The organism is Albidovulum litorale, assembly GCF_025751495.1.
In the GTDB taxonomy this organism is placed as follows: Bacteria; Pseudomonadota; Alphaproteobacteria; order Rhodobacterales; family Rhodobacteraceae; genus Albidovulum; species Albidovulum litorale.
The window spans coordinates 819857-832884 of record NZ_JAOWKZ010000001.1 but is presented as its reverse complement, the minus strand read 5'-3'; the positions used below and the strand labels follow the sequence as shown (position 1 = coordinate 832884).

Here is a 13028-nt window from a genome sequence, read left to right as displayed (position 1 = left end):
CACGACCCCGCCCGGCGAAGGCGGGGTGATTTGTGCCGCTATCCGTCGCCCACATTATCTGGCAACTGAACGGTAAAGTTCAATATGCTTCTCATGTTTTCTGATCGGGGTGGGTTCAGGGGGACAAAGCCGTGCGTTTGACGTATCAGGGCAGATACGAAACCTGATAAAAAAGAGGCATGAGATGACGAAGAGCGTCGATCTGAACGCGGATATGGGTGAAGGCTATGGCCGCTGGAGCCTCGGCGACGATTCCGCGCTGCTCGGGATCGTCAGCTCGGCCAATATCGCCTGCGGGTTTCACGCGGGCGATCCCGATGTGATGGCGCGTACAATGCGGATGGCGGTCGCCGGGGATGTCGGGATTGGTGCCCATCCGGGGTTTGCCGATCTGCACGGATTCGGGCGCTACCGGATCAACCTGCCTAGTGAAACTCTGCAAAACGCAATCCGCTACCAGATCGGTGCCGCCTTGGCGATGGCCCGCTGCGCTGGCGGACGGGTGCGGCACGTCAAGCTGCACGGCGCGTTGGCCAATATGGCGTCCGAGGACGCGTCTCTTGCCCGGCTTTGTTATACCGCCGCGCTGGAAGTCGATCCCGACCTTATCATCATGGTATTGGCCGCGACCGCGCAGGAAGAAGCCGTGCGCGACCTTGGCTGCGCCTATGCGGCCGAGATCTTCGCCGATCGCGCTTATGAGGATAATGCGACGCTGGTGGACCGGTCGAAGCCGGGTGCAGTGATCCATGACGCCGATCGGGCGGCGGCGCGCATGGTCGAGATGGTGCAGGCTGGTGCAATCATCGCCGAAAGCGGCAAGCGTATCCCGACGAGGATCGACACGATCTGCCTGCACGGCGATACGCCTGAGGCCGTGGATATTGCCCGCGCGGTGCGCACAAGCCTGGAAGCGGCGGGGATCGCCGTCGCGCGGTTCTGAGCGTACTCCTCGTGCGGCCTGACGGCCTTTCCGTCGTCAGGTCGAGCGGGCAAGATCGGGGTCTGCGGCGACCCGGGCAAGGTATTTGCCGTATTGCGTCTTGAGATAGGGCTGCGCGAGTTCGGTGAGTTGACCGGCGTCGATCCAGCCGTTGAGGAATGCGATTTCCTCAGGGCAGCCCACTTTCAGGTTTTGCCGGTCTTCGATGGTGCGGATGAATTCCGCCGCTTCCAGAAGGCTTTCATGCGTTCCGGTATCGAGCCAGGCGAATCCCCGGCCCAGCGTCTCGACATTAAGCGCGCCGGCGCTGTGATAGAGGTTCAGAAGATCGGTGATCTCCAATTCACCGCGCGCCGATGGGCGGATGGTTCGGGCCCGCGCCGGTGCGTCGCCGTCGAGGAAATAGATGCCGGTCACGGCATAGGGGCTTTTCGGCTTCTCGGGCTTTTCGATGATGGAGAGCACCTTGCCCTCGCGGTCGAACTCCACCACGCCATAGCGCTCGGGGTCCGAAACCCGGTAACCAAAGACCGTACCGCCCGAGGCGCGGGCATCGGCGGCCTTGAGCTTGGCCGACAGACCTTCACCGAAAAAGACGTTGTCGCCGAGCACCATCGCCGAGGGCGCGCCGCCAAGAAAATCCTCTGCGAGAAGATAGGCCTGTGCCAGCCCGTCGGGCGAGGGCTGTTCGATATAGTCGAACCGCATGCCCCAGTCTGATCCGTCGCCAAGAAGTGCCTGGAACTGCGGCAGGTCGCGCGGTGTCGAGATTATGCAGACCTCGCGGATATGGGCCAGCATGAGGGCCGAGAGCGGGTAGTAGATCATCGGCTTGTCGTAGAGTGGCAGCATTTGCTTCGACACCGAATGGGTGATCGGATAGAGCCGCGTCCCCGAACCACCCGCCAGAATGATGCCCTTGCGTCCTGTGCCGCTCATCCCGCTGTCTCCAGTTCGTCGATCACCTTGGCGAGGCTTTTGTGCCAATCCGGCTGTTCTATGCCATAGACCGCCCGGATGCGCGAGCAGTCGAGAGTGGAATTCGCCGGTCGTTTCGCAGGCGTCGGGTAGTCCAATGTGGGTATGCGTTTTATCTGCGGTTTTTTGGGCAATGACGCTCGCGCGAAGATTGCCTCGGCGAAATCGGCCCAGCTGACACTTGGCGTGCCTGCGAAGTGGAAGATGCCGGACTGCCCTTTGCCGTTCTGGAAGGCTGCCGTGATGGTCCAGAGCACGTCGGCGATATCCGATGCCGCCGTCGGCCCGCCGCGCTGGTCGTCGACCACACTCAGCATATCGCGCCCGGCCCCGACCCGCAGCATGGTTTTCACGAAGTTCTTGCCATGCGCCGAAAAGACCCACGCAGTGCGTAGGATCACGTGGCCCCCTCGGGCAGCAGCCACTGCACGCTCTCCAGCCAGCTTGGACTCGCCGTAAACGCCGAGCGGAGCGACCGGATCATTCTCTGCCCAAGGCCGTGTGCCGCTGCCGTCGAAAACGTAGTCGGTCGAGACGTGGAGGAAGGGAAGACCGCGCGTTGCGGCGGCGCAGGCCATCGCGCCGGGCGCCTCGGCATTCACGAGAAATGCCGTGTCCCGGTCGCTCTCGGCCTGGTCGACGGCGGTGTAGGCGGCAGCGTTGATGATAATGTCGGCATCTGTCGCCGTGATGGCCGCAGCGCAGGCGGCGGGATCGGTCAGATCAGCCCGGTCGCGCCCGAGCGTCGCGACGGTGACGTCTCTGGGCGCCCGGCGAGCGAGTTCAATGCCCAGTTGGCCGGTTGTGCCGAAGATGAGCGCCTTCATCCTGTCCCGAGCCTTTTGCCGACGCCGTCGCGGTCCTGCAGCGCGCGCCACCAGTTTTCGTGATCGAGGAACCATTGCACGGTCTTCTCCAGCCCCTCGTCGAGCGTCACCGAAGGCCGCCAGCCAAGTTCCGTGCGGATGCGGCCGGGGTCTATGGCATAACGCTGGTCGTGGCCGGGGCGGTCGGCGACGAAGGCGATCTGTTCGGCATAGGGCGCGTTGCCGGGGCGTTTTTCATCAAGAATGGCGCAGATCTTCGTCACCAGTTCCAGATTGGTGGCCTCGTTTTCTCCGCCGATATTGTAGCTGCGCCCGACCGTGCCCTTTTCGACCACAAGCAACAGCGCCTCGGCGTGATCCTCGACAAAAAGCCAGTCGCGGATGTTGTCGCCTTTCCCGTAAATCGGGATCGGCGCGCCAGCGAGCGCCTTCAGGATCACCACCGGAATCAGCTTTTCGGGGAAGTGGTAGGGGCCATAGTTGTTCGAGCAGTTCGTCAGCACGACCGGCAACCCGTAGGTTTCATGCCAGGCCCGGACGAGGTGGTCCGAGGATGCCTTGGACGCCGAATAGGGGGAGCGGGGATCGTAGGGCGTGTCCTCGGTGAACTTGCCGGTTGGCCCGAGCGAGCCGAAGACCTCGTCGGTTGAGATGTGGTGGAAGCGGAAGGTTTCCGGCCTGCCCTCCGCCATCCAAAAGGTGCGGGCGGCTTCCAGCATCGTGTAGGTGCCGGTGATGTTCGTTTCTATGAAAGCCGCCGGACCGTCGATCGACCGGTCGACATGGCTTTCGGCGGCCAGATGCATAACCGCGTCAGGGCGATGCGCGGCAAAGATCATGTCGAGCCGTTGCCGGTCGCAGATATCGGCCTGTTCGAAAGCGTAAAGCGGGCTGTCGGACACTTCGGCGACATTGGTCAGCGATCCGGCATAGGTCAGCTTGTCGAGATTGATCACCGAGTGGCCGGCCCGCACCGCATGGCGCACGACGGCCGATCCGATGAACCCCGCGCCGCCGGTTACCAAGAGCTTCATGCCGCGCCCTCCCAGACGAAGGGCGATTCGAAATCGCGGAATATTCCGGCGGCGGCGTCCTTGTCCGACAGAACTGCCCGGTCCGGTCCCAGCCCCCAGTCAATGGCGATGTCCGGATCATCGAACCGGACCGCGCCGTCGCATTCGGGTGCATAAAAGCCGGTGCATTTGTACAAGACTTCACTGTCCGGTTCGCGGGTGACAAATCCGTGCAGGAAACCTTCAGGGATGAAGAGTTGACGACCGTTTTCGGCCGACAGCTCCACCCCGGTCCAGCGGCCGTAGGTTGGCGACCCATTTCGGATATCGACGGCCACGTCAAAAACCCGTCCGCGACCGCAGCGCACAAGCTTGGCCTGCGCGTGGGGTGGCGACTGAAAATGCAGCCCCCGGACCGTGCCGATATCGCGCGAATAGGAATGATTGTCCTGAACGAAATCCAGTTCGATACCTGCGTCGGCCAGCGTTTTCCGGTTCCAGACTTCGGAGAACCAGCCCCGGGCATCTCCGAACCGGCGCGGAGTCAGGATGAGGACGCCGGGCAAATCTGTCTTGTCTACCTGCATGAGAACCTTGAACCAGGTTAATTTTGCCGGACCATAGCGGCGCAGCCTTGTCTGAGAAAGACCGCAGGTGCTTTGCTGCATACTGGAAGCGGATTGTTTCCGCTACCACGATTGTCCTGTCAGTCTGTGATCGTGGTTGACGGTAAGGAAACCCCCCGCTCGCGATCTGCAGGAAATCGTGCTATTGCATGGCGTTGTTGGTAGAACCGCACATGCGGACGGTGTCGGGCGGGGGCAATTGCGGCCGGGCCAAAAGCATCCGTTTCGGGCGGATGGCGCTGCGAAGGATTTGAGAGGGCATTTCAGGTTGGCATTTACGGACGGCATCTGCATGGTCAGCAAATGCGTGTCCGTAGAACCGGAGCGGCGATGGTTGAAAAGTGGCCAGGGACAGCGATTTCCGAGATTCCGGGCAGTAGTAGATTGGGCAGGCGCGTGGTGATGATGGGCAAGAGCGATTTTGTGGGCGGTAAGTGTGGCAGGCGGCAGCGCCAACGGCCTGGGATTGCATCGAGTGTCATGCCCACGAGATCAACGTGTGAATATGCTGCACGGGGTCATGCCCGGTTTTCTTGCGGCGGCAGATTGCAATGAGCGTCGTTTCCAAACGAATTCTCGTCACCGGCGGCGCAGGTTTTCTCGGCTCGCATCTGTGCGAGCGGCTTCTGGATGCAGGGCATGACGTGCTCTGTGTGGACAACTATTTCACCGGGCGCCGGTCGAACGTCGCGCATCTGATGGAAAATCCTCGCTTTGAAGTCATGCGCCATGACGTGACCTTCCCGCTCTATGTGGAAGTGGACGAGATCTACAACCTCGCTTGCCCGGCAAGCCCGGTGCATTACCAGCACGACCCGGTTCAGACCACCAAGACCAGCGTACATGGCGCGATCAACATGCTGGGGCTGGCCAAGAGGCTTCGCGCCAAGATCCTGCAGGCCTCCACCTCGGAGGTTTACGGCGATCCGGTCGTGCACCCGCAGACCGAGGATTACTGGGGAAATGTGAACCCGATCGGCTTCAGGTCGTGCTACGATGAGGGCAAGCGCTGCGCCGAAACGCTGTTCTTCGACTACTACCGTCAGCACCGGCTGCGCATCAAGGTTGCGCGGATCTTCAACACCTACGGTCCGCGCATGCATCCCAATGACGGGCGGGTCGTGTCGAATTTCATCATGCAGGCGCTGGCGGGAGAACCGATCACGATCTATGGCGACGGCAGCCAGACGCGGTCGTTCTGCTATGTTGACGATCTGATCGACGGATTGATCCGGCTGATGGAAACCGACGACGACGTGACCGGGCCGGTGAATATCGGTAACCCGGTCGAAATGTCGATCCGGGAGCTGGCCGAGGCGGTGATCGACCTGACCGGGTCGTCGTCCGAACTGATCAACGAACCCTTGCCCCATGACGATCCCGTGCAGCGTCGCCCTGATATCAGTCTGGCACGCCGCGTTTTGGGGTGGGAGCCGAAGGTGCGTTTGCGCGACGGGTTACAGCGGACAGCGGCGTATTTTGTCGAACTGCGCAAAGAGCTGGATGCGAGAGGGGGGACAGGCTGATGGCGATGGCGACGGGTAACGGTCAGATCGCCGGGCGGTCGAGCGGCCTCGGTTCGGCGCTTTGGATCGTCGCGGCGGTGATCGCCTGTCTTAGCGTCTTGGCCGTCAACGGCAGGCCTTTGTTCTATTTCGACACGGTTGGCTACATTTCGCAGGGGCATTCGGGGCTGAAGAAACTCGGCATTGTCGGCGAGTCTCCGCTAGCGGGCCGCATCAAGGACGTTGCGACCAATACCCCGGATGCCAGCGAGATTGATGCGGCGCAAACCGTCGATGGGTCCCGCTCCACCGTCTATGCGCTGGTCTCCGGTGCACTGGCGCGGCTGGGCGCCCTGGAAGGTCTGATCGCGATGAATGTCATCGCCGTCCTGTTGGCCGTCTGGTTGCCGATGCGGATCGCGGCGCGACGCTGGGGGCTGCATATGTCCGTGGCGCAGGCAGTGTCGGTGCCGGTGATCGTCGCCTCGCTCGGCTCATTGCCCTTCTTCGTCAGCTATCTCATGCCCGATACATTTGCACCGGTGCTGATCCTGACGATCGGTACGATCACGGTCTTCGGTCGGCAGATGACGGTCTGGGAAATGCTGCTTGCCGTGGCTCTGGGCTCATTCGCGATCGTTGCGCACTTGTCGCATCTGGCAATCGCGACGGTGATGATCCCGGTCGTGGCGCTCGTTGCGCTGGTCCTGTCGCGTCGCCGGTGGTGGCTGGCCCCTGCCTTGGTCCTGATCATGGTCGGCATCGGCTTTGCCGAGCAGAGCGTCCTGCGGTCGGCCGCGAAATCGGTCGCCAATTCCGAGGTGGTGATCAAACCCTACATCACCGCGCGGATCATCGAGGACGGGCCCGGCCTGTCCTATCTAGACGCGCATTGTCCCGACGACACGATCCCGACCTGCAAGCTGCATGCAGCACTGCAATTGTCGGACGACCCGTTCCGGATCACTGCAAGCCATATCGTTTTCGAGACAAGTGAACGGCTTGGCTCGTTCCGCCTGATGACGGCGGAGGACCAGCGGATCGTGGCCGATGACCAGATCGGCTTTTTCTTCGAGGTTCTGGCCGATCAGCCCATCGCGCTCACGCTGGCATTCCTGAAGAACACATTGATTCAGTCCGGCTGGACTTCGGTTGACATGACCTTGCAGAACGAGCCGATCATCGCCCAGCATGCCGGGGTTTCGGGTCTGATGTCCGGGGCGTTCGAGCATGGACGGCTGACCCGCGATATCGGCTGGCTGGTGCCGGTGACAACTGCGCATCATGCGCTCTACATCCTGTCGCTTCTGGTGATCGTTGCCCTCGTCCTTCTCCCGCATCGGGTGCCGAGGGAAATCAAGGCGCTGGCGATCATGGTCCTCTTGGGCGTTTTGGCCAATGCGCTTGTCTGCGGCGGTATTTCGCAACCGGCGACGCGCTATGGCGCCCGGGTGATCTGGCTGTTGCCGCTCGTGGCGACGATCCTCGCGATCTTCGCCCGCCGGTCGCGCCAGTTCGAGGCCCCGGGGGAGGGGCGCGTATGACTGGTACGGTCTCGATCACGGTCGTGGTTCCGGCTTTCAGGGCCGCGCATCTTCTGCCGCGGGTTCTGGCGCCTCTGATGGCGATGCACCGGCGCGGCGACGTCGATGAAGTGATCGTCGTTGACGATGTGTCGCCCGACGACACGGCGACGATTGCCGCCGACCTTGGCGCGCGGGTCATCATTATGGATAAGAACGGCGGGCCGGGCGCGGCGCGCAACAGGGCCGCCGAAGAGGCAAAAGGCGATGTCCTGTGGTTCGTCGACAGCGATGTGATCGCGTGGGAAGACGGCGCTGAAAAGGTGCGCGCGGCCTTTGCCGATCCGGAAGTGGCAGCTGTCTTTGGGTCTTATGATTCCACGCCCGACGGCCAGCACTGGTTCTCGCGCTACAAGAACCTGATGCACCGCTTCTATCATCAGCGGGCGGAACGCGACGCGCATACGTTCTGGGCAGGCTGCGGTGCGGTGCGGAAGGATGTGTTCCGACAGATCGGCGGGTTCGATATTGAGACCTACCGTGTGCCCTCCATCGAGGATATCGAACTGGGCTACCGCATTCGCCGCACGGGCGGGCGCATCGTGGTGGACCCGACGCTTCTGGGAAAACACCTGAAGGTATGGACGCCGAAGAACGCCATCCATACCGACATCTTCCGTCGCGCGTTGCCTTGGTCGCGGCTTATGATTTCGCGCGAAGGTATGCACAACGACCTGAACACCAGCCATGGCGAGAAGGCCAAGGCGCTGGTTGCGGGATTGCTGATCCTGTCGCTTCTGGCGCTGCCATTCACGCCGGGGCTATGGCCTGTGACGCTTAGCCTCCTGGGACTGGCGCTGATCGCGAATACGGCATTTGTCCGCTTCATGTTTTCAAATGGCGGCCTTGGTTTCGCCATCCTGACCTTTCTTTATCATCAGGTCTATTACGTCTATTCGGCGGCGGCTTTTGCCTGGTGCCTATTCGAATATCACGTCCTCGGCGTGAAAAACCGCCTGCATGTGCCGTAAGGCGCTGCGCCAGTACGATTGAACCGGACCGGAGACGGAAAAGGGATGAAAGACATGAAAGACAGAGAGGCCGATCAGGCCGAACTGAGTTCACTGGTTTCCGAGGTTGAGGGCATGTCGCTCTCCATCGTGATTCCGGCCTATAACGAGGAAGGCGCGGTCAAGGCGACGATCGACGAAGTGCGCGCCGCGATGGACCCGCTGGGTATTCCCTATGAAATCATCGTCGTAGATGATGGGTCAGAGGACCGGACTTTGGAAATCGCGCGGCAGACGGGTGTCGTTGTCGACAGCAATCAGGTCAATACTGGCTACGGTGCGGCGCTGAAACGCGGGGTCAGGCGGGCGCAGCACGAATATGTCGCGATCATCGACGCCGATGGCACCTATCCGCCGCATTACCTGCCGGACATGCTGGCAATGTGCCGCGATCAGGACATGGTCGTGGGGGACAGGGGCGCGGCGATGAAAAACGTCCCGCTGGTCCGGCGGCCGGCAAAATGGTTTCTGAACAAATTTGCCTCCTTCCTGGCCGAGCGCAGGCTCAATGACCTCAATTCCGGCCTGCGGGTCTTCCGTAAGTCAGAACTCGTGCCATTCATCCCGCTTCTGCCGCAGAAGTTTTCCTTCACGACGACGATCACGCTTTGCATGGCGGCGAACGGCAAGCGGATGATCTATACGCCCATCGAATACGGCAAGCGCGTCGGCAAATCGAAGATCCGGCCGATGGACTTCATCAACTTCCTGATCCTGATCCTGCGCATCTCGACGCTCTTCAATCCGCTTCGCGTCTTCATTCCGCTTGGCCTTGTCTTCATGGTCATTGGTACCGCGAAGTTCTTGATCGACCTGACCTTCGGCGACCTTTCGGAAACCGTGATCTTTGCCTATCTGGCGGCAATCATGATCTGGTCGCTGGGACTGATCGCCGACATGATCTCGCGCCTGCATCTCAGGCCGTGAGAGTGCCGGGCAGATCGGGGAACGGGCGGACGGTGCAGACCAGATGAAGGCTGCTTTCATCCTTTTCGGCTTTTTTTGCCTTGGGCTTGCGCTCGTGCCCGGCAGCGCGCTCGGCGCGGCAGAGGGGATGGAAGCCGGGGTCACGGCTTTCAGGATCGCGCTTGGTGTCTTCGGTGCCTATCTGCTCGCGCTGCCTCGTTTCGTCGCGACGGGCAATCCTGACGACGCGGAATACCACGATACCGCCCCGGCAGGCGCCTTTGCGGCGCTGATCGTAATTTTGGCGTTAGCGGCAGGGTTGCGGTTTTACGCCCTTGGGCGTGGTATCTGGTACGACGAGATGCTGATGCATGTCAGCCATATGCATCTGAGCCCGCTACAGATACTGACGACCTTCAAAGACGCCAACAACCACATCCTCTACACCTTCCTCGCGCGGCTTTCGATCGATGCCCTAGGCGATACGGTGGCGGCCATCCGCGTCCCGGCGGCAGTTTTCGGAATTGCCAGTGTCGCGGCGATCTATGGTTTTGCCCGCCGCGTGACGGCTTGGCCCGAGGCTTTGGCCGCCGCGCTTTTGCTGGCGCTGTCCTATCATCATCTTTGGTTCAGCCAGAATGCGCGCGGCTATACGGCGCTCCTGTTATTCTCGCTACTGTCGAGTTCTTTCCTGATCGACGCGATGCGGTCGGGCAGCACGAAACACTGGGTCGCCTATGCGATAGCGGGCGCGCTGGGCGCCTTCACCCATCTGACCATCGCGTTTTTGTTCGTCGGGCATTTCCTTTTCTTCCTCTATCGCGCCGTCGTGAACCGGAACGACGGAACATTCCCGTTCTGGTCCGGAATTTTCCAAGGCTTCGGCATCCTCACGCTGCTAACGCTGGTCCTTCACGCCGTGGTTTTGCCCGACATGCTGGGTGGTGCGCTTCTCGGATCGGGTCTTCAGGGTGACAGCGAATGGACGAACCCGCTCTGGGCTATCAGCGAACTGCTGGGGTCGCTCAAGCTTGGCTTTTCCGGTGCGGGGGTGCTGGCGGCGGGCGGGCTGGTGGTAATTGTCGGCCTGGCCCGCTTTGCCAGGACGGAGGGTGCGCCGGTTGCATTCTTCGTGATTCCGGTCGGGCTTGCCGTGCTTCTCATGACGAGCATCGGCTACACGCTTTTCCCGCGTTTCTTCTTTTTCGCGATGGGCTTTGCCATTGTCATCGTGATCCATGGCGCGACGGCCTTTGGTGCGCTTGCTGCGCGGCTGTTACTGTTGGAGGGACCCTTGCAGGGCTGGACCACCATTGCCCCTGCACTGGTGCTGATCGCGGCATCGGCTTTTTCGTTGCCGCGCGCCTATTATCCAAAGCAGAGCTTCGCCGAGTCGATCGACTATGTTGAAGCGCATCGCGGCGAAACCGATGTGGTCGCCGTGATCGGCATATCCGATCTGCCTTACAACCGGTATCATCAGAAGAGCTGGGCGCGGATCGACACAGTTGCCGAGCTGGACGCGCTTCTTGCCGGCGGAGATCGGGTCTGGGTTCTTTACACCCTGCCCGTGCAGGCGCGCACGGCGCATCCCGAACTGCTCGACCGGCTGGAGCGGGACTTCACCCGCGCCGAAACCTTCTGGGGAACGCTCGGCGGCGGTGAGATTGTGGTCAGCGTGTCTGGTGCAGGCTAGGTGATCAGAGCGTGGTTCGAGAGGTGAAAGAGTAAGAGATGTGCGGAATTTGTGGAATCATGGCGATCGGGTCGGGCCTTGGGTCGGGCGATATTTCCTTGCTCGAAACCATGACCGACACCATGGCGCATCGCGGCCCGAATGATCGGGGCACATGGGCCGAGGGGCCGGTCGGTTTCGGCCACCGGCGGCTCTCGGTCATCGACCTTTCCTCGGCCGGACACCAGCCGATGGGTAACGAGGATGGCGCGGTGATGATGACCTACAATGGCGAGGTCTACAATTTCCGCGAACTCAAGGCAAAGCACCGGCTTGAGGAAAAGGGCCATGTCTTCAAATCGCTGACCGACAGCGAAGTGATCATCCACCTCTTCGAGGAGCTTGGCCCCGCGATCGCGGCGGAGCTGAGCGGCATGTTCGCGCTGGCCATCTGGGACCGGAAGACCGGGATGCTGCATCTGATGCGCGACCGCTACGGGATCAAGCCACTATTCTACCAGCAGGATGGCGCCTATTTCCGCTTCGGGTCCGAGATCAAGGCGATCATCGCCGATGCCCGCGTCCCGCGCCACCCCTCGCTTCAGGCGCTACATGATTTCCTGACGCTTAACTACGTTCCTGACCAGCAGACCGCCTTCGAAGGTATCCACGAAGTGCCCCCGGGCCATGTCCTGTCGGTCGCGCCGGACGGTACGACGACGCTGACGCGCTACTGGGACCTCGATTTCACCGCATCGGATGCGATCACTGAGGAAGAGGCGGTGGCGGAATCCTTCCGGCTGATGGACGAGTCGCTGGCGCGGCACCTGATCGCAGACGTACCGGTCGGCATCTTCCTGTCGGGCGGGCTCGATTCCAGCACGCTCGTCGCGTTGATGAGCAAACAGACGAACGCCAGGCTGCACACCTATTCGGTCGGGTTCGAGGACGACAGTTTCAACGAACTGCCCTATGCCCGGATCGTCGCCGAACACTTCAAGACCGCGCATCGCGAGGTGATTGTCACCGCCGATATGGTGCGGGAGCTTTTACCGAAAAGCATCGCCTTCATCGACGAACCCTATGGCGATGGCTCTGCGATCCCGACCTATTGCGTCAGCGAGCTTGCCAAGGATGAGGTCGTCGTGGTGCTGTCGGGCGAGGGCGGAGACGAGGTCTTTGCCGGATACGACACCTATGCCGCCTACAAGACCTACCGAATGGCGCGCCGCGTGCCGGGCTTTATCCGCAACGGCATCATCGCGCCGCTGGCGCAGCTTCTGCCCGTCTCGGACAAGAAGCTGAGCTTCGAATTCAAACTCAAGCGTTTCCTTGGCGGACTCGACCTGCCGCCGGAAGAGGCGCACCTTTGGTGGCGTATCGTTCTTACCGAGGCGCAGAAGTTCGGGATGTATTCCGATCGCGTGCGCAAGGAACTCGACGCCCAGCCGACCGTCCGGCATTTCCGCGAACGCTTCGCCCGCTGTGGCGCGGACGAGGTGCTGTCGCGGCTGATGTATATCGACTCGACGCTCTTCCTGCCTGACGACCTGATGATCAAGAACGACCGGATGACCATGGCCCATTCGCTGGAGGCGCGGGTGCCTTTCACCGATCCGGAACTGACCGGTTATCTCGGCCGCGTGCCGCCCGCCCTGAAGATGAAGAACGGTCGCAAGAAGCATCTGATGCGCCGCGCGATGGAGGGGCATCTGCCGCAGGCGATCCTCGACAAGAAGAAGGTCGGGCTGGAAATGCCCTATTCGCGCTGGCTGAAGACCGATCTGGCCGACATGGTGCACCACTATCTGGGTGAGGAACGGATGCGGAAACTCGACATCTTTCGCCCCGAGGCGGTTAAGCAGTTGGTCGACGAACATATGGCCAGCAAGCGGGACCATGGCCGCGCACTCTGGGGTATGCTGAATTTCTCGATGTGGCATGAGATGTATATCGAATGAC

The 13028-nt window shown here is 61.4% G+C and carries 11 protein-coding genes; 7 read left to right on the top strand and 4 right to left on the bottom strand.

Annotation, left to right across the window (positions count from 1 at the left end):
- Positions 1-184 precede the first annotated feature (184 nt).
- Positions 185-943, top strand: coding sequence for a LamB/YcsF family protein (locus tag OEZ71_RS04220; RefSeq protein ID WP_263738665.1), 759 nt, complete (start codon positions 185-187; stop codon positions 941-943).
- Positions 944-979: 36 nt separating this feature from the next.
- On the opposite strand, the gene rfbA is transcribed toward OEZ71_RS04220, so the two are convergent.
- Genes rfbA through rfbC form a run of 4 tightly spaced genes read right to left on the bottom strand, consistent with a single transcriptional unit; the run spans position 980 to position 4348 of the window.
- Entirely contained in the window at positions 980-1882 is a 903-nt protein-coding gene (rfbA, locus tag OEZ71_RS04215; RefSeq protein ID WP_263738664.1) for a glucose-1-phosphate thymidylyltransferase RfbA, read from the bottom strand.
- The gene (gene rfbD, locus OEZ71_RS04210; RefSeq protein WP_263738663.1) at positions 1879-2748 is read right to left on the bottom strand and encodes a dTDP-4-dehydrorhamnose reductase; all 870 of its coding nucleotides are present in this window, start codon (positions 2746-2748) and stop codon (positions 1879-1881) included. Before rfbD ends, rfbA begins: the two co-directional genes overlap by 4 nt.
- Positions 2745-3782: a dTDP-glucose 4,6-dehydratase gene (rfbB, locus tag OEZ71_RS04205; RefSeq protein WP_263738662.1), complete on the bottom strand. Its 1038-nt coding sequence runs from the start codon at positions 3780-3782 to the stop codon at positions 2745-2747. The genes rfbD and rfbB overlap by 4 nt, the downstream gene beginning before the upstream one ends.
- Complete coding sequence (gene rfbC / locus OEZ71_RS04200) at positions 3779-4348, bottom strand: dTDP-4-dehydrorhamnose 3,5-epimerase (protein WP_263738661.1); 570 nt, start codon at positions 4346-4348, stop codon at positions 3779-3781. Before rfbC ends, rfbB begins: the two co-directional genes overlap by 4 nt.
- A gap of 590 nt (positions 4349-4938) precedes the next feature.
- Here rfbC and OEZ71_RS04195 point away from each other — a divergent pair.
- The 6 genes from OEZ71_RS04195 to asnB are packed head-to-tail and all read left to right on the top strand — an operon-like array spanning position 4939 to position 13027.
- Complete coding sequence (locus OEZ71_RS04195; RefSeq protein WP_263738660.1) at positions 4939-5913, top strand: UDP-glucuronic acid decarboxylase family protein; 975 nt, start codon at positions 4939-4941, stop codon at positions 5911-5913.
- Positions 5913-7436: a hypothetical protein gene (locus tag OEZ71_RS04190; protein ID WP_263738658.1), complete on the top strand. Its 1524-nt coding sequence runs from the start codon at positions 5913-5915 to the stop codon at positions 7434-7436. Before OEZ71_RS04195 ends, OEZ71_RS04190 begins: the two co-directional genes overlap by 1 nt.
- On the top strand, positions 7433-8446 hold the full coding sequence (locus OEZ71_RS04185) for a glycosyltransferase family 2 protein (protein WP_263738657.1): 1014 nt from the start codon (positions 7433-7435) through the stop codon (positions 8444-8446). The genes OEZ71_RS04190 and OEZ71_RS04185 overlap by 4 nt, the downstream gene beginning before the upstream one ends.
- A gap of 54 nt (positions 8447-8500) precedes the next feature.
- On the top strand, positions 8501-9412 hold the full coding sequence (locus OEZ71_RS04180; RefSeq protein ID WP_263738656.1) for a glycosyltransferase family 2 protein: 912 nt from the start codon (positions 8501-8503) through the stop codon (positions 9410-9412).
- 43 nt (positions 9413-9455) lie between these two features.
- Positions 9456-11087 carry a glycosyltransferase family 39 protein gene (locus OEZ71_RS04175; protein ID WP_263738655.1) on the top strand — a complete coding sequence of 544 codons (1632 nt, stop codon included), beginning with the start codon at positions 9456-9458 and terminating at the stop codon, positions 11085-11087.
- Between the two features lie 38 nt (positions 11088-11125).
- Positions 11126-13027, top strand: a complete 1902-nt coding sequence (gene asnB, locus OEZ71_RS04170) for an asparagine synthase (glutamine-hydrolyzing) (protein WP_263738654.1) — start codon at positions 11126-11128, stop codon at positions 13025-13027.
- Position 13028 lies beyond the last annotated feature (1 nt).